This window comes from Leeuwenhoekiella sp. A16 (genome assembly GCF_047946675.1).
Taxonomy (GTDB): Bacteria; Bacteroidota; Bacteroidia; order Flavobacteriales; family Flavobacteriaceae; genus Leeuwenhoekiella.
Genome location: NZ_CP172313.1, coordinates 3,348,258 through 3,365,853 on the forward strand (window position 1 = coordinate 3,348,258; position 17,596 = coordinate 3,365,853).

At 36.8% G+C, this 17,596-nt stretch carries 15 protein-coding genes; 4 read left to right on the forward strand and 11 right to left on the reverse strand.

Annotation, left to right across the window (positions count from 1 at the left end; translation table 11 throughout):
- The first annotated feature begins 87 nt into the window (after positions 1 to 87).
- Entirely contained in the window at positions 88 to 2,445 is a 2,358-nt protein-coding gene (locus ACH3O9_RS14655) for an ATP-binding protein (protein WP_416441726.1), read from the forward strand.
- Between the two features lie 531 nt (positions 2,446 to 2,976).
- On the opposite strand, the gene ACH3O9_RS14660 is transcribed toward ACH3O9_RS14655, so the two are convergent.
- The 4 genes from ACH3O9_RS14660 to ACH3O9_RS14675 form a co-directional block, all read right to left on the reverse strand.
- Positions 2,977 to 4,314, reverse strand: coding sequence for a DUF1593 domain-containing protein (locus tag ACH3O9_RS14660; RefSeq protein ID WP_416441728.1), 1,338 nt, complete (start codon positions 4,312 to 4,314; stop codon positions 2,977 to 2,979).
- 399 nt (positions 4,315 to 4,713) lie between these two features.
- Positions 4,714 to 6,105: a serine hydrolase domain-containing protein gene (locus ACH3O9_RS14665; RefSeq protein ID WP_416441730.1), complete on the reverse strand. Its 1,392-nt coding sequence runs from the start codon at positions 6,103 to 6,105 to the stop codon at positions 4,714 to 4,716.
- Between the two features lie 117 nt (positions 6,106 to 6,222).
- Positions 6,223 to 7,056 (reverse strand): helix-turn-helix domain-containing protein, encoded by an 834-nt coding sequence (locus ACH3O9_RS14670; protein WP_416441732.1) that lies wholly within the window; start codon positions 7,054 to 7,056, stop codon positions 6,223 to 6,225.
- A gap of 29 nt (positions 7,057 to 7,085) precedes the next feature.
- A complete protein-coding gene (locus tag ACH3O9_RS14675; RefSeq protein ID WP_416441734.1) occupies positions 7,086 to 7,661 on the reverse strand; it encodes a hypothetical protein in 576 nt (191 codons plus the stop codon).
- A 361-nt stretch (positions 7,662 to 8,022) separates the two neighbouring features.
- Between ACH3O9_RS14675 and ACH3O9_RS14680 the strand changes: the two genes are divergently transcribed.
- Positions 8,023 to 8,988 (forward strand): IS110 family transposase, encoded by a 966-nt coding sequence (locus tag ACH3O9_RS14680; RefSeq protein WP_416441736.1) that lies wholly within the window; start codon positions 8,023 to 8,025, stop codon positions 8,986 to 8,988.
- A gap of 48 nt (positions 8,989 to 9,036) precedes the next feature.
- On the opposite strand, the gene ACH3O9_RS14685 is transcribed toward ACH3O9_RS14680, so the two are convergent.
- The 5 genes from ACH3O9_RS14685 to ACH3O9_RS14705 form a co-directional block, all read right to left on the reverse strand.
- Positions 9,037 to 9,636: a hypothetical protein gene (locus ACH3O9_RS14685; RefSeq protein ID WP_416441738.1), complete on the reverse strand. Its 600-nt coding sequence runs from the start codon at positions 9,634 to 9,636 to the stop codon at positions 9,037 to 9,039.
- A 160-nt stretch (positions 9,637 to 9,796) separates the two neighbouring features.
- The gene (locus ACH3O9_RS14690) at positions 9,797 to 10,165 is read right to left on the reverse strand and encodes a hypothetical protein (RefSeq protein ID WP_416441740.1); all 369 of its coding nucleotides are present in this window, start codon (positions 10,163 to 10,165) and stop codon (positions 9,797 to 9,799) included.
- A 162-nt stretch (positions 10,166 to 10,327) separates the two neighbouring features.
- Positions 10,328 to 10,615, reverse strand: coding sequence for a helix-turn-helix domain-containing protein (locus ACH3O9_RS14695; protein WP_416441742.1), 288 nt, complete (start codon positions 10,613 to 10,615; stop codon positions 10,328 to 10,330).
- The gene (locus ACH3O9_RS14700) at positions 10,612 to 10,953 is read right to left on the reverse strand and encodes a type II toxin-antitoxin system RelE/ParE family toxin (protein WP_416441744.1); all 342 of its coding nucleotides are present in this window, start codon (positions 10,951 to 10,953) and stop codon (positions 10,612 to 10,614) included. Before ACH3O9_RS14700 ends, ACH3O9_RS14695 begins: the two co-directional genes overlap by 4 nt.
- A gap of 105 nt (positions 10,954 to 11,058) precedes the next feature.
- Complete coding sequence (locus ACH3O9_RS14705) at positions 11,059 to 11,280, reverse strand: hypothetical protein (protein ID WP_416441746.1); 222 nt, start codon at positions 11,278 to 11,280, stop codon at positions 11,059 to 11,061.
- Between the two features lie 544 nt (positions 11,281 to 11,824).
- Here ACH3O9_RS14705 and ACH3O9_RS14710 point away from each other — a divergent pair.
- Together ACH3O9_RS14710 and ACH3O9_RS14715 are read left to right on the forward strand one after the other, a co-directional pair.
- Positions 11,825 to 12,784, forward strand: coding sequence for an IS110 family transposase (locus ACH3O9_RS14710; protein WP_416441748.1), 960 nt, complete (start codon positions 11,825 to 11,827; stop codon positions 12,782 to 12,784).
- Positions 12,785 to 13,385: 601 nt separating this feature from the next.
- Positions 13,386 to 14,441, forward strand: coding sequence for an IS110 family transposase (locus tag ACH3O9_RS14715; protein WP_416440323.1), 1,056 nt, complete (start codon positions 13,386 to 13,388; stop codon positions 14,439 to 14,441).
- A gap of 319 nt (positions 14,442 to 14,760) precedes the next feature.
- Here the strand turns inward: ACH3O9_RS14715 and ACH3O9_RS14720 are convergent, their stop codons facing one another.
- Positions 14,761 to 15,342, reverse strand: a complete 582-nt coding sequence (locus ACH3O9_RS14720; RefSeq protein ID WP_416441750.1) for a hypothetical protein — start codon at positions 15,340 to 15,342, stop codon at positions 14,761 to 14,763.
- 1,440 nt (positions 15,343 to 16,782) lie between these two features.
- Positions 16,783 to 17,544: a hypothetical protein gene (locus ACH3O9_RS14725; protein WP_416441752.1), complete on the reverse strand. Its 762-nt coding sequence runs from the start codon at positions 17,542 to 17,544 to the stop codon at positions 16,783 to 16,785.
- Positions 17,545 to 17,596 lie beyond the last annotated feature (52 nt).

Sequence of the window (17,596 nt, forward strand, 5' to 3'; positions counted from 1 at the left end):
CAGGAAGTAAAAAATTTAATTCTTTTATGTTTTTATTACTATTTTAGATTTTTCTTACAACTTTAGAAAGCATCATATGCTAGTCTCATGAAAAAAAAACTAAATTTAACAGATACATTTGATGTTTCAGAACAGCTTTTACTTTCTGAAAGTGAATTTGATAGCTCTTCGCTACTAGTAATTTTGACGCATCTTTATACTCGGGAAGTTTATTTTATAAATAATATCATTAATTATTTATGTGGTGTTGAACCTGATTCTTTTCGCACACATGAATTTAATTTACTTAAAGAATGCATGCATCCTCAGGATTATCCAAAATATCAGGATCATCTTGATACATGCGGTTTACTCGATCCCTATGAGGAAAAATCGATCATACTGCGGCTAAAAACCAAGAAAGAAGGCTGGCGCAAATTTCTTTTTACAAACCGCTTATACCAGTGGGAGCCTGAAGATGCAGGTGGACAGCTTATTCTCACGACAGCTCTGATGTTACCCGCCAATGATGACGCGATTAATAAGTGGAATGAAGATGGAGAAGAGCTGAATTTGCAGCAAAATGCTTATCACGAGTTGTTACATGCTATGGATGAGGCCTTTTGTATTATCGAAATGATCTTTAATTCACAAGGCAAACCTATTGATTATTTATTTCTGAAAACAAATCCTGCTTTTGAAAAACAGATAAATCTGAAGAAAGTAACCGGCCGTACCATGCGTGAAATAATTCCGGATCATGAAGAGCATTGGTTTACCACGTATGGCAGAGTCGCAAAAACGGGGAAGTCTATACGCTTTCAGCACATGGCAGAAAAGATAGAAAGCAGCTGGCTTGATCTGTATGCTTTTAAGATTGAAACTTCATATAGCGGCCGTGTTGCCGTACTCTTTCGTAACATTACAGAACGCAAAACAGCCGAAGAAAAACTGCTGAAGGCAAAAAGGAAACTGGAGCAAAAGGCAAAAGAAGATCAGAAAGAAATACAGGAAAACTCAGAATTGCTGCAAACCGTTTTTGATACCACAAATCTGGCTGTTGCTGTACTAAAAGCGGTATATGATGGTAAAGGAGAGGTTGTAGATTTTAAATTCATCCGTATCAATAAAGTTCTCCAGGCGTATTATACGAATAAGGATCCACTGGGGAAAAATTATATGGAAATCTCTGAAAATAGTGAGAAAAATTCCATTTTTGAAGCGCTGCGTACTGTTGCTAAAACAGGAAATTCTATAGACAAAGAGATCTGTTTTACACAAAATGAAAATACCATTTGGTTTAGGCTTACTATAAAGCCGCAGAACGGACTTCTCATAGCTGCAATAGAAGATATTACAGAACGTAAACTGAAAGCACAGGAGCTGGAAGATACCATACGCTTCAAACAACAACTGGTACGCACTTCACCCGAAACTATTGTAATCATAAACCTAAATACCAATACGGTAAAATATATCAATAAAGATATTATACCAGAAGCAGGAATAACACGCGAGAGAGTGGTAGGTATGCCGGTGCTGGAGATCATTCCTTATATACATCCCAGAGATCGGGAAAAGATACTTGATCTGCATAAAAAACTAATCAAAGCTTCAGAAGATGATATATTTGATATAGATCTGCGTTTAAAATTAAAAGAAAACACATGGGAGTGGCATAGCGTTCGAGGAAAAATCTTTCATCGCAGGGATGAGCAATGGGTTGATGAATACGTGCTGCTTGTACGTAATATAAATAAGCAGAAAGAAACTCAAAAAGCATTGCTCAAGGCAGAAAAACTATCCATACAGGGTGATGTAGCGCTTACTCTTGCTCATGAGTTGCGTAATCCGCTGGCGAGTATTGGTATGGCGACAGAGGTTTTAGAAAAGAAACTGGAAAATAATGGCTTAGAAAATGTTGAAAAGTACCTTCAGATTCTTGCCCGTAGCACCAAAACACTAAATACCCTGGTAAACAATCTGCTTCATTCGTCTAATTATGCACCCGCTGTTTTAAAGGAAACTAATCTGGCTAAGATCATTGATCAAACTCTGGAGAAAGCCAGAGACCGTATCTATCTTTCAGGCATCAGGGTTATCAAAAACTACACAGGACCTTATACTATTCTTGCCGATAAGAATAAGTTGCAGATCGCCCTGCTTAATATTATAGTAAACGCCAGTGAAGCTACCGTACCTGATGAAGGTACCATTAACGTTAGTGTGGTAGAGAAAGAAGATGAATTTATTCTTAATATTAGTGATAATGGTTATGGCATGACACCTGAGCAGATAGACCGTCTGTTTGAAGCCTTTTACACAAGTAAAGCAGAGGGAGTGGGGATAGGATTGAGTTCGGTAAAAACTATTCTTGAAGAGCATGATGCAAAGGTAAAAGTGAGCAGCAAACCAAATGTAGGAACCACCTTTAGTCTCTCTTTTCATAATGCCAACTTAAAATAGACATTCACCCATTTAATTGATAATGGAATTTATTATTCTTATCAAGAGCAATGGTTTAGAACTATTAAGTAACCGGATTTCTTGAGAAGATTATATAAAAATAACTAATAATGCTACAACGTAGCTGTTCTCTTCTAATGCTAAAGTTTGATACCATTATGAGATATGTATATTGAATCAATTTAATTTCTGCTAAAAAGAAGCTGATTTTGACCTGAAATCTCCTGTTTTTGAACTGGTTTAAGCCGTTTTTTCCAATCGAAAAATCCGCCTGCAAGTATCAAAAATCGGGTCCGCTAGATCAAAATTCAGCTTTGTTTAAAATATACAGGAACGGTGTAAAATTTTGTCAAATATTGCTCAAAATGTTTGCGTTAGAATTTGGAAACGATTGGACGTAACAGTTAACTCAAGTGTGCAGATAAATCGGTAACGGTGTCCGCTAATACAGCACCTTGATAAGTTGAAGATAATTGCACCTTTGTCAGATTCGCATTTATGTGATAATCGTTATTATGTGCTGGCATTTAGCTATTCTTCTTTGTCCACAGTTATTACAATTCGCTTGTACCCAGTCAAGGCGGGAATACCCTTGTCGGTTATTTCTAATATAAGATGTATTGTCTTGCCTGAGGCATCAGAAGGTATGAGTACGTTGCATTCAGATGAAGAACTCTTTTCTATCCTTATTTCGCCTTTGTATGTACTTGGTTCATCATAAATGAACCATTTATAATCCAATTGATTGCCATCAGGATCCCTGGATTCAGAGGCATCAAATCTCAAGAAATTTCCAGCTTTAGCTTTTTTATATATACATTTTAAAGAACTATCACCATCTACAATGGCTAACGGATGATGGTTTACTGCTGAATATTCTTTAGTAGTAGTCCACAACATACGAGCTGCAAAATCATTAAGAATATGTTGTTTCCATTTGTTAATGGCTTCAATACCTTCTTTTGAACTGCCGTACATGTAATAAGGGTCATATTGGGTTTCATCTTTGCCACTCTTAACAATTAAATCCATGCCGCGTATTCCACTTGCTTTCTTTGTGGAGAATCTCCCACCCCAGCCACCATAGTCAATGTGTTCCGGTACATTTAAACCGTTGACATACACATAAAGAAAAGCAGGAGTGTCGCCTTCTGTTGCCCAAACTCTATTAGGATAATGGCTACCTAAAGGTATGCGGTTCTGCACGTTGTTCTTGATCCAATCGTCAGATGGCGCCCAACCATAGATTTTTTTGTTGCGGATATATAAAATGTCAGGAAAATTTTTCGCAATCCAAGCACCGGCATCATCTTGCCCAAGCACGTCATAGAGTCGTATTTTATTGATAAAGGCACTTACTGCTTTTTTACTTCGCGTATTCTTCACTTTCCAGAGGGCTTGTGCCACAGTATTCATACCGCCCCATCCGGCAATCCATACCGGGCGATTGTCTCCTTTCTTGTCTACTGCCGAAATAATAAGTTCTGACCCTGGCGAGTCTTTGCCTACTCCTACACCAGACATATTGGATTTTGCCTGCCCTTGCTTGGTGATTGACCTCAAATAGTCTGCCTCCGGATAACCTTCCGCATGCTTTTTCAAGCGAGGCAAGACATCTTGATACCAGTTTATGACCTCAATTATCTTACTTGTCTTGTCAGGGTCGTCCATCCAAACTTGCGTGCTTACCAGCCCTTCAATGTCTATTGCATTGGAACTGACCAAAAGATGAATCATGGACTGGGTATCATCGGGGTCTGTACCACCAAGATCAGTAGTGATAATGAGCCTTTGTTTGTCGCTCTTATTAACTTGCGCAGAACAGTATCCTATGCACAAAAAAAATGTAGAAAGAAGTATATATTTCATTTACTTTTTTTATTCCCTGTTGCAGTATCCTGTTCCGCTTGCGCACAAGGTTCCTAGTATATGAGTTGATTCGTGTTAAACATGTACAATTAAAAGTACAAAACTCTGCAAGAAAACCTGATGGAGGTTTTCCAAATAAGTTCTGAACTAGCAATGGCGATATTTTTGAACTGGAAGTTGTGATAGTAGGCAATGTTCCGATGGTTATGATGGCTATGGAAAGTGCCGGAATATGAAGGGAATCCATTTGATTTACAATAAATCTTTCCAATGAATCTAAGGGAATTTTGTTCCTTCAATGGTTGTGATACTTTTTTCTTGGGCATATAGAAAAAAACATGAAAAAATTATGTTAACGGCTATAGCCAAATTTAGAGTGGAGAAATTTTCTGTACTTAGTTATTCTTTGACCCACATCAATTGTCCAAAATTCAAAATGGCAATATGCGATTGTTCGTTTGCCATAAATTGATATTCTATTTTATATGAATCATTACCCTGAGCTTGAAATCTATTGTTTCCTACCATGGTTAAAGGTAAATCCTGTAGCGCCCCGTTTAAGTACGTGGAATAAAGCTTGCCCTCTTTCAAATAGATTTTGAGGCTATCATATCCGCCCTTTAGGCTGTAGGTCCCAACATAGCTGCTTAATTCCGTGACGGGTTTTTCTGTATATTGAGGTACAATGAGCCTACTTATGTAATCATTGATTTGGCCGAAATCAAAGTTGGTGGTATTGGTAAGAATCACCCAGCCAATTTGCAGTTCGGGGTTGAACGTTATCTGACTTCTGAAACCTAACATAGAACCTTCGTGTAATAAAAATGGGTAGGAACGTTTCCACCCAATACCAAAATTTTGCATCATCCTTTTGTATCTGCTATCCAAAATGTGATCGTAGGCTTTGTCATCAAACTGGAAACTGATGAATTTAATCAAATCCGTAGCTGTAGAGTACATTCCTCCGGCGTACAGAATGGCATTTGGTTGATAGATGGGTGTTTTAACAAAATCTTGTTTGGTGTTGTCAAAATAATAGCCTTTGGCCAGACGATTATTTTCCATAGTGCTTGTGCCCACCCCGGTATTGTTCATCATTAAAGGCTCGCAAATATTTGACAGGATGTAGTTTTTATAATCCGTTCTTGAGGCGCGCTCTAAACTAATCCCAAGCAATGAATAGCCCAGATTGGAATAGTGACGGTCGCCAGCTCTCAGAAGTTGATAGGGTGGGTATTCCGTTTGTAAGTACTTTAGAGATTTGAGTACCTCTTCTTTTGTGGCAGATATTATGGTATCGTAATCTTGTTTTGCTAACATCCAGTGGTCGATTTGTTTTGTAAATTCGATATCGGCAGGAGAATTTCGTGGGAGACCCGAGGTGTGTGTTGCTAATTGTAATAAGGTTGTCCCACTTTTTTTTGAAGATGGAATTTCGCCTGAATATTCAGATATGTACTCTTTTATATCGTCATCTAATTCTACGTTTCCATTTTGTACCAGTTGCATGTACATGGTGGCGGTAAACATCTTTGTAATGGAGAGTATTGGATATTTTGAGTCTATTGTGGCAGGTATTTGATTTTCCATATCCTCATAGCCAAGGGCCTCACTAAAAATAATGTCGTTCTTGTGTACAATGGCTACTACAATGCTTGGTGAATGGTATCTGCCTTTAAATCCCTCAACTCCCAATTTTAATTGTGAAACGATAGAATCAGAAAGTTGTGCTACTGTAAAAAGAGGCAAAAATAGAAAGATGATTGCGATGGAAAATGATTTGAATGTCATGTTGATAGATTTGATTGATGAGTATGCAAACCTATGGTATTGGGATGCGCCACATGGTGACAGAAATGTGCCATTTTTATGACATTTGCTTTAAAATCATCTAGTTCCTCACTCAGATTAGAGAAGGTTGGGAGAAAAAGAGATTATGTCTTTTGATTGGTTCAACCTGGCCGCCGTACTCAATGTAATTACAAGAAGCAGAGAAAGAAATAATAAATAGACCCAGATAAATATAGGTACATCCATTATCTCACTTGTGCCAAAAACAAGTTGGACGAAAAGTGGAATAAAAACAATTAATACTAAAGTAAATGCAGACCAGATAATTTGGAAGCTAATAATTTTTAATGCCGCTTCTTTGTCAATTTCACCAAACAAGAACTTTCTAAACGAAAAATATAGAATGGCAGGAACAATTAAATTGGAAAATGGAATAAATAAGGCAAGCAGCGAACTAAAATTAATGTATTTGAGTTGTTTTGTTGAAGTTAGGGACTTGTCATCAATCTGTGTATGTGTGTTTTTAAAACTATCTAAGGGAATGTCCAAGGCTTTGCAAAGTGATTTTATTACAAAGGGACTGCCGTTAGTATCATTATTCTCTAATCTTTGGATGGTTCTAATAGACACTCCCGAGCGGGCAGATAGTTCCTGCTGGGATAGATGCCTAGTCAATCTGTGCTCTTTTATTGTTTTTTTTACCACCATTTTATTAGTTATTAAAGATATGAAAATCTTTACTTTTTTGGCTAGTGGGTGAATGATAGTATTATGTGATGGGCTATTTGTCAGATTAAAATCTCGAATCGAAAGGATGTCGTATTTATTGAGTAAATGTTGCAGAATTTTTATATGTAAGGGTAGTTGTGGAGATAATTGCCATTTTTTAGATGTTTTCCTCCGATTTTTGCTATTAAACAGCGGTTTTTGGAATTGTCTCTTAACCACCATTTCTGTTATGCATTGTTAGCAACTGGCTTTTATTCCATTTGATATTTCCAATATAAGTTAGAGTAAATTAGATAAGTGATTATTAATCTTTGTGTTTCACTTTGAAAATCTACTTTATTAATTAATTCAGTCAATATTTTCTTGTCTGGATAGGAATTTAGTTGAACCTTGTCCTTTGTTTTTAAAATAAAGTCATAGTGATTTTGGTTTTTGAATGAACTTATAGCACAATCATAAAATAACTCTTCAAAAAACAATGAAGTCATTAAATTGTTCTCTATGAAATAATTGTCAGAGTTAAATTTTGAAAATTCTTCTTTTAGAAAGTCAGTTTGGTCAATTTGTGATATTAAAGATAAATAACCTTTTTTACTAAAGTCAGAAAGTGATTTTCTGTTTTTTAAATATTCCTCAAATTTTTTAATTGAATCGAATACATTAACCGATTTTGCAATTTCTGATTCCGATGTGTTTATAGGGTAAAATATCCCTCTTTCAAATGTTTTAGTGTTAATGCAATTTTGGTATTCCGATTCAGATTCGGTTTTGATACTTTCACACGATAGCATTATAAGCGTAATAAATATTGATACTATATATTTCAATTTCTATGCGTGATTTTTTAGCTTGTTGCTAACGGTTTCGTATAACCGAAGTGGTGGAGTTAAATTACCGATTTTTCGGAGTTTTTACTTGATTTTAGCTAGTAAACAGCGGTTTTTATAATTGTCTCTTAGCCACCATTTCTGTTATACATTTTAAGTTTGAATTATCTAACTTATAGGTATAATCAGAAAGAACCAAAGAGCGGATTAAAGTCATGTTATGCATTGAAGATTTTACTTCGTCAACATTGATAATCCCCGCTCTTTTCTACTTCCATTTCGTTCAGTTCTATGAGACTTTAGATCTCGATTTTAAGTTGTTGAAACGCCAGTAGATTGTTCTTTCCTCATTCTAGTTGTTATGACTAAATATAGCAAAATTTATGGAGTAGACATCAGCAAAGATGTCTTTGATGTGGTTGATGACCGTGGAAGTTATCATCAATTTAGCAATAGTCCTGCAGGATTTAAGGCCTTTCTCAAGCAGCTTGATTGTGGAGAGCTTGTGGTTATGGAATCTACAGGATATTATCACTACCGGTTAGCGCAATACCTTTTCAAACAGGGAGTACCGGTATCAGTGGTTAACCCTTTACAGGTAAAGCGTTTTATTCAAATGCGACTATCTAAGATCAAGACCGATAAGAGTGATGCAAAAGCAATCTGTGAGTATGCGCTTGTCAATGCAGTTCCTCTCTATACTGCTCTTAGCGAGGGGCAGGCCGTATGTCTGCAACTCTTTCGCTTATTGGATAATTACCTCAAACAACGTACAGCCCTCAAGAACAAGTTGCATGGGGAAGAGGCCTTGGGCAAACCCTCTAAAGTGGTTTATCACTCTTTAAAGCGTAGTCTGCAGCATCTGAATAAGGAGGTAGGGCTATTGGAGGCGAGCTTGTTGGAGCTGGTCAGACAGGACCAACAGCAGCAGTTGACCCATCTAAAGAGTATTCCTGGATTTGGAACTAAAACCGCTTTGTTTTTAATCGTAATTACAGATGGTTTTAGCAAATTTGAAACCGCTGGTCAACTCTGTAGTTATGTGGGTATAACCCCAACGATCCGCGTTTCAGGCAGTAGTGTGAGGGGGAAGAGCCGCATCAGTAAAATAGGTAATAAAAAACTGCGCAACCTGCTGTTTCTATGTGCGTTTTCAGCATGTAAGCACAACAAGGGCTGTAAGGAACTTTATGAGCGTATTGTTGCTAAGGGGAAAAGTAAAAAACTGGCATTAATTGCTGTGGCCAACAAGCTATTGAAACAGGCCTTTGCGATTGCCAAATCGGGCCTGATCTATGATGAAAATTATAAATCAAAATGGGCTTAAAAGAAGTTGGTTTTTAACTCAGTTCTTTGTTGTGCTTAGTGTTTTTACTCATACTGCTATTACTTCGAATGGTGTTTCTGGGAAACCAAAAAGAATTGCTTTTTCCTTGTCAATTTCTTTAATTCCGATAAGCGTACTTCTTTTTCCATTATAATAAATCGAAGCAAAATATGTTCCTTGTAGTTTTTCTAGCACTAATTTTTGTCCCTCTCTATTGAGCTGTTTGTTAATCTTCTTTATGATTGGACTATCTAAAATTTTATTAAATACTATTTGAATTTTTTCATCATTCCATTGAGCTCTAAATTCGAGTTTTTCTATTTGTTGTGTAGTTAACTCTGTTTTTGTGGGAATGATTTTTTCATAGTCTGTAGCAAATTCGGTATCCTCTGTTATAGATTTTGTATCGCTGATGATCCTAAGAGTTTCTCCCATTCTGTATATCCTTATCCGATTGTTATTTACAAACTCATATTTAGACTCAGATAATTTTTCCTTCCAGTCTCTTTCCTTTTTTAACAGTTCATTTTCCTTTTCCTGTTCCAAATCAAAATGAATAATTTGGTCATTTTTAAATTCAATAAATTCTGGCTGACAATAATCGTCTGCTGTCTTTATCATTAACCAAGTTCCATTAAAATCTTTCACTTTTAAATTTTTTAACGTTAGTCCCGCATTAAGCACAACGGGTTAGGCTATGTGTCCGTAGCGCGGTTTTGTAAACTAAGATAGCAAAAAGAAACTGGCGAGAGAAAATCCGCAGGATTTTCCAAAAGGGTAGGGAAGAAGCTATGGCTTATAGCCAGTGTTAAATACTGGAGCACTTGCCCAACTCCGGAATTTCTGCATTTTCAGTTACAGTCAGATAAATATAAACGCTCCCTTTAAATTCAATTTCGGAAGTTAATTTTTCGCTTATCAATCTATTCAGATTTTTTTCCGAACACTTAATTTGTTGCTTTTCAGATAATCCTTTTGAGCAGTCATTCTCGAAGGGTAATTCAGTCAGAATTGCGTTATGATATATTCCTTCTTTTTTTTGTTTGAACGGTTTTAATTTATATCCTTTTTCGGCCGAATCGTCAGCGTCTAAAAAGTGTTCTTTTGGTATCTGTCCAACGGCAAAAATTGGAATTAAAAGTAAAAAAGTCAGAATGTTTAATTTATGTTTCTTCATTTTGTTGATTTGGACAAATGTGTTACAACGGTCTCGTATAAACGCTTTAACGGAAAAAATATACAACAAATTTTCCGCTTTGCGGAAAAGTAGCAGGAACGCGCTGATTTTCGGCAGAAAATCCGCCGTTATTGCTTTTATACTTTGTTAGCAAACGTTTTTTTAGAGTTGAAGATTTAAGTTCAATTTTGCTCCCAAAGCATTAAAAATCCGCATTACAGTTTCAAAAGTGACGTTTCCGGTACTGTTTTCAAGTCTTGATATTTGAGCTTTTTTTACGCCAACCAGTTCGCCCAATTGACCTTGTGTCAGGTTTCTTTTTTTTCTGGCGGTTTTAATCATATCTCCAATGAGTTCCAGTTTTAGCTCAAACTCATATTCCTCTCTTTCTTTTGTTCCCTTTTGTCCGATTAAAAGGTCTTCTGCTTCGTCTAAAGTGTAACTTTTCATCTGTTTTTATTTTTTAGATAAGTCATTCTGATCTTATCCGCTTTTTCTATTTCTTTTTTGTCCACTTTACTGGTTTTCTTGATTATTCCGTGGGTGGCAAAAACAAGAGTTTCCTTTTTATCTTCCTTATCCCAAAAAGCCAAAAGTCTGTATTGGATACCTGAATATAAAGTTCTGAATTCCCAAATTTCATTTGTCAGTTTTTTAAAGAATTTCGGGTCAGAGTGCTGTTCGGCTCTTCTTATATTTTGAAAAATCTTGTTTCTAGTTTTCTGGTTTTGTTTTTGGATGAATTCAAATGCTTCTTCTAATAATCTTGTTTCAAATCGTTTTATCATTATTTGGACATAAATATCAAATACGATTCAAAGATATAAAAAGTTTCGTTAATTGTAAACATTTTTGAGGAGTTAAATGTTTGCTAACGGCTTTGTATAAACGCTTTAACGGAAAAAATATACAACAAATTTTCCGCTTTGCGGAAAAGTAGCAGGAACGCGCTGATTTTCGGCAGAAAATCCGCCGTTATTGCTTTTATACTTTGTTACACGCTGGAGCACCAGCCCAACTCCGGTTCTTTGCGTTGTGAGTTTAGTCAGTTTATTGATTCCAGTTTTTATCTTTATTTTCCGGTTTTTGATCTTATTTCGGTAGTTTTTGAACATTTTGATCCGCTTTTTCCGCTCTGATTTTCAGGTCCGCTGAGTCAGTTTTTCGGTGTTTTTGGCCGTTTTTCTGGTTCGCAAGCGGGATTTTTATCCGCAATTTCCCACAACGTTTCCAGACAGTTTTGAGATGTTTTTGAGCGATTTTTGGGTTAAAAAACCAGATTTTTGAAGTTAGTAGCGAACTTTAATTTTGTGAAGCTCTTGCGTGTAACGGTTTAGGCTATGTGTCCGTAGCGTGGTTTTGAAAACTAAGATAGCAAAAAGAAACTGGCGAGAGAAAATCCGCAGGATTTTCCAAAAGGGGGAGAAGGAGCTATGGCTTATAGCCATCCTAAGTTTGTTTCTATTAAATTTCAATATCAATTCAAAAGAACAAAAGAGCAGAGTAAGGTTAGTATAGCCGTAGGAACTTCAGATTCCGTCAACAATGTAAATCCCTGCTCTTTTACTACTTAATTACCTTTAGTTCATTAGGCCTTTAGAGCTTGTTTTTAGGATGTTGTAAATCAAGTAGCTTGTTCTTTTCTAAATTAATTATTCTATGATTAAAAGTACATTATTTTTTGGGATAGATATTTCAAAGGACTGCTTTGATGTTTATTGCAGCCAAACTGGGCACAGTAGTTATTCCAATGATACGAAAGGTTTTAAAGTTTTTTTAAAGGCTATTCCGGAGAGTTCTCATTGTGTTATGGAAGCGACAGGCTGTTATCATCACCAGCTTGCTATGTTTTTGTATGGCAGGGGTATTTGTGTAAGTGTTGTAAATCCTTTGGTTATCAAAAGGTATATACAGATGAAGCTCAAGCGCGTAAAGACCGATAAGAGTGATGCTTTGATGATCTACAGGTACAGCTGTGAACAGGAGTTAGAGCATTGGGAACCAGACCCTGAGTATATAGAGAGCGGCAGAGAATTGCTATCATTAATACAAATGTATTTGAAGCAATCTACGGCCTTGAAGAACAAGTTGCACGCATTTGAGAGTCGTGGGCAGACTAAAGGCAAGATGATTACTTCCATAAAGCGTCAATTACGAGCTCTTAAAAAAGAGCGTCAGCTGTTGGAACAGGAGGTTGAGGCTTTGATAAAAGCGAATGAGCCATCCTTATACGCAAGACTCCAGACTATTCCAGGAATAGGTAAAAAGACAGCAGTATTATTGATGCTTAGTACGGCTAACTTCAAAGATTTTTTAAGTTATAAACAAGTATCATCCTATCTGGGATTAGCACCAAATGAACGTAGCTCTGGAAGTAGTATACGGGGAAGGTCGCGAATAAGTAAAACAGGCGACGGTCTTGTGCGTAACCATCTATTTATGTGCAGTTTTACCGCCTACATTCACAATGCGCAGTGCAAAGCTCTTTTTGATCGTATCGTGTCTAAGGGAAAGAGTAAGAAATTGGCTTTGATTGCAGTTTGTAACAAGCTGATAAAACAAGCGTTTGCAATAGCTAAATCCGGATTATGCTATGATGCTAACTACATGGTAAAATAAGTAGAAGAAAGCTTGGATTTTAGCTTAGTTCATTGTTAAATACTGGAGCACTTGCCCAACTCCGGAATTTTTGCATTTGCTGTGCGCAACTTTTAAATTTCGATTTTGGGTCAATTTCAGTGGATTTTTTGACTAATTAGATCGCTTTTGTACAGATTGGTTTACAAAATTTTTCCACAATCTTCCGTTCCGTTTCCGGTTTGATTTACGAGCTAGTTATTTTTTAGCGGTATCCGATTTGCAGTGTTGATTTTCCACTATATTTGGCCTTTTTTTTGCTCCACAAGCCAGGTTTTTATCGGCAATTTTCCATTCAGTTTTCAGTCTGATTACGTACGATTTTGAGATGTTTTTGAGTACTTTTTGTCTTAAAATACCAGATTTTAGAAATTGGTAGCGAACTTAAATCTTTATGAAGCTCTTGTATTTAACGGTTTGCATATGAGCCGTTGCGTGTGATTGCCGGAATTTTGTAAAGGAAAACTAACAGTAGAAAATTCCACAGGAATTTTCGGTGTCGGCACAGATTCAGCTATGGCTTATAGCATCTATGTAAAAGCAGCGTGTCCACTATCTTTAAAGTTCTCTAAAAATTTAAGATATGGAATTAGAACACACTGCTTGCCCGAATTTATACATTGGTATTGACATTCACAAGCGTAGCTGGAAGATACATTGTGCTACAGATCTTTCAGTAGGGAAGACTTTTTCTATGGATCCTGATCCAGATAAGTTGTGGGATTATGTTTCACGCCACTATTCAGGTTATAAGGTTACCACGGCCTATGAAGCGGGATGTTGCGGGTATTATGCGCACCGTAGTTTTGAGGGTTATGGCTGGAAGTCCCTTGTGGTTAACCCTGCGGACATTTACAGAACAGGCAAGGCGCGTCATACCAAGACCGATCGCATAGATGCCCAGTTGATAGCCAGAGAGCTTAAGGACGGTCGCTTAGATAGTATTCACGTTCCAGATATTCAGCGGGAGCAACTGCGCAGTCTTTTTCGCCGTCGCAATGATCTTGTGAAGGATTACCGCCGCATCAAGAGTTTGATCAAATCACAGCTGCTGTATATGGGAGTAAGCCTGCCCAAGGAATATGATAACAGTCATTGGAGCCATTCTTTTAGGGATTGGTTGGACAACCTTGAGTTTGCCTATAGCCCTGCGCGTGCCACCCTTGATAGCCGTATGCGTATGTTTCGTTTCATCGATCAGGAGGTTCGTGATGTTTCAACGGGCCTACGCAGGTTCTGCAAGGTATATTACAAGACGGATTATATGCTTTTGCGCAGTATACCCGGCATTGGTGGTATAGTTGCCTGTGGTATTTTATGTGAGCTGGGAAACCTTCGTCGTTTTCGGGATTTAAAACACCTCTCGGGCTATGTGGGATTGGCTCCTGGAATACACCAGAGCGGTGATAATTTACGTACTACCGGTATAACTCCTCGCGCGCACCGTTTGATACGCAGCTATTTTATAGAGGCCTCCTGGCAGGCAATCAGGACAGACCCTGTAATGCAGGAGTATTACCGCAAGCACCAAGGAAAGAACGTAAAGAGTATCATCGTCAAGGTGGCCAGGAAACTATTGAGTCGAACCCTTGCGGTAATTAAAACAGAAACACCCTATGTCATAGGTGTAGTGGCTTAACATAAACTAGATAACAAAGCTCAACCAAAAGTAGATACAGCCCGGATCACAAAACACCGTAGGTGACCCTTAATTCAAGAAGTGGATCACATTTTATAGCAAGTGAACGGGCTTATTATAGCTTATAATCATACAGATGCTGGTGGCCATTTAAGATGGACCACATATAGGATGCGGAGCAAGTTATATGGTGTTGAATAATGGATAATCCTATCGGAGTTATCAACTATTCAACACCTCAAAATCATCATTATGAACTAATTAAAATTTAAATATTAACTTTGGAAAAGTGGATTATTGCTTTTCATAGGACACGGTGTTACCCAACGTTTTTTATTCTGCGTTTTTCAAGTTCCGCCTCTAACTCAATTCGTTTCTTCTTATAGGTTCTACGGGCTTTATTATATTGAATATTTTTCTCGTCTATAATTAATTCCGCAATCAGATGTTCTATTTCGGTATCGCTTAATTCGTTTGGTTGTTTAAAGTATAAATTCGCACCAAATTCAGTCGGTTCCGATTTTTCATTCTCCAATTCATTAATCCGCTCAATAGGTTTTTCTGTATCCACTTCGGTCAATTCATAAACGGTTTTTGGTAATTCTGTCTTTCCTATAATTTTCAAATACTCACCTAAAATCCGTTTCTCCACGTAGATAATTCCTCCGCCAAATTTGTGTCTGTCGGACATATCTTTCTTTACTCCCGAAATCCAATATTCATTTCCGCTTTCCACGTCAAAATAATTTCCACTAATTCCAGTTCCGTCCAGACTTTGAAATGCTTTTCCGTCAAAGTAAATTGTTTTTCCACTTTTTGAGAAGGAAACAAGTCCAATCCAAGCACTTCCATTATCGGAAAATCCGCTTTTCAATTCTAAATATTTAATTTCAGTTCGCATTTTTTTTAAATGTTGGGTAACGGTTCTCGGCTATACGCATTTGCGTAAAAATCCGCTAGGATTTTCGCTTAGTCACAAACCTTTGCAGAAAGATAGGAATTTTCGATAGAAAATTCCGAAGCAATTGCTTATAGCCAGTGTTATACGGAGATGCGACACGAGTGCTTGGAGAAAAAAGAGATTTTACACTAAAAACCATCGATTTTTGCCCAGATTTCACCGATTTCCTGGAATCGAAAAACCCGCCTGCAAGTACCAAAAATCGCGTCCGCTGCTTAAAAATCCGCTTGGATTTTCAAATATTCAGGAGCTTTGTCAAAGTCCGTCAAGTTTTGTCCGCTCTGCTTGCGGTTTAATTTGCGGAGCATTTACGTATAACGGCTTTGTATAAACGCTTTAACGGAAAAAATATACAACAAATTTTCCGCTTTGCGGAAAGTAGCAGGAACGCGCTGATTTTCGGCAGAAAATCCGCCGTTATTGCTTTTATACTTTGTTACACGCTGGAGCACGGGCCCAACTCCGGTTCTTTGCGTTGTGAGTTTAGTCAGTTTATCGATTCCTGTTTTTATCTTTATTTCCCGATTTTTGATCAAATTTGGTAGATTTTGAACGTTTTGATTCACTTTTTCCGCTCTGATTTTCAGGTCCGCTGAGTCAGTTTTTCGGTGCTTTTGGCCGTTTTTCTGGTTCGCAAACGAGATTTTTATCCGCAATTTCCCACAACGTTTCAGACAGTTTCCGTCCAGTTTTGAGATATTTTCGGGTGATTTTTGGCTTAAAAAACCGGATTTTTGAAGTTGATAGCGAACTTAAATTTTGTGAAGCTCTTGCGTGTAACGGCTTTGTATAAACGCTTTAACGGAAAAATATACAACAAATTTTCCGCTTTGCGGAAAAGTAGCAGGAACGCGCTGATTTTCGGCAGAAAATCCGCCGTTATTGCTTTTATACTTTGTTACACGCTGGAGCACAACCCCAACTTCGGTAACTTTGCGTTATAAGTTTATTCGGTTTAGAGATTCTAGTTTTCCACTATATTTTTCTCATTTTTGATCAGTTTAGGTGGATTTTTGAACATTTTTGATCCGTTTTTGCCGCTCTAATTTTCAGGTCCGCTGAGTCAGTTTTCCGGTATTTTTGGTCGTTTTTTTGGTCTGCCAACCAAGTTTTTGTCCGCAATTTTCCGTAAAGTTTCCAGACCGTTTCAGTCCGATTTTGAGATGTTTCGGGCGATTTTTGGTTGAAAAAACCTGATTTTAGAAGTTGGTATCGAACTTCAATTTTGTGAAGCTCTTGCGTGTAACGTTTTGTATATGGGCTGTGGCGTGTCTCGGCACTTATCTTTCCAGATAAAAACTGGCTATGGAAAATCCGCAGGATTTTCCAAGTGAGGACTGACCAAGCCATAGCTTATATATGGTGTTATAGCCAGTTATTTTACAAATCTTTATATTTTTCAATAAAGTCGTGTATAAAACTATTATCTATGTGAAGGTCTGTTCTTATATCATCAATAACAATATTTAGTTTCTCGGAAAGTCTTTCTAATATTTTAATTACTTCATTAGGCATTTCTTGTATTTGACTAGAATATTCCCTTTTTTGAATTTCATAGATGTCAGATAATTCATAAATAAGCAAGTTCATATTGTCTTTGATTCCTTTTGGAAATAGAAATCCCTTTTTTAAAACTATTTCTTTTAAATCGTTTAATAAAGTTTCATTTACTTTTCCATAAACAGATTGGTGATATTCAAAAGTATCTTCAATAAATGGCTGTCCCTGGATATAATCTTGTTCCATCGCAAAGAACTTATATCTAAAAGAAGCTAATTCTTTTAAGGCTAGTATCTTATCGTTAATTAATTTTTCCTGTGTGAGTTGTATGGTTGATAAAACTATTGGCTGAAATGATTTCTTTAGTACTCTTATATCTTCTCTTATTTTTTCCACTTCCACTTCAAGTTTTTCATTTTCTTTTTTCTCTTTTAACCTAAACCACCAACGTGCAATAAAAAATCCACATAACGAAATAACGATTGGAAAGAACAAGCTTAAAAAAAGAGGTGTTTCATAAAAGCTTTTAGAATTTTCACTTTTATCTTTTTGTTCAATAACAATTATATTATCATTCTTTTTAAGAACTTTATAATCATCACTAATTAATTGAATTTTAGTTGTATCAGGTTTTTGTGCCATTGAGTTTTGTATTATACTGAAATAGGTTGACCTTTTTCGGGTTCATTTTTGG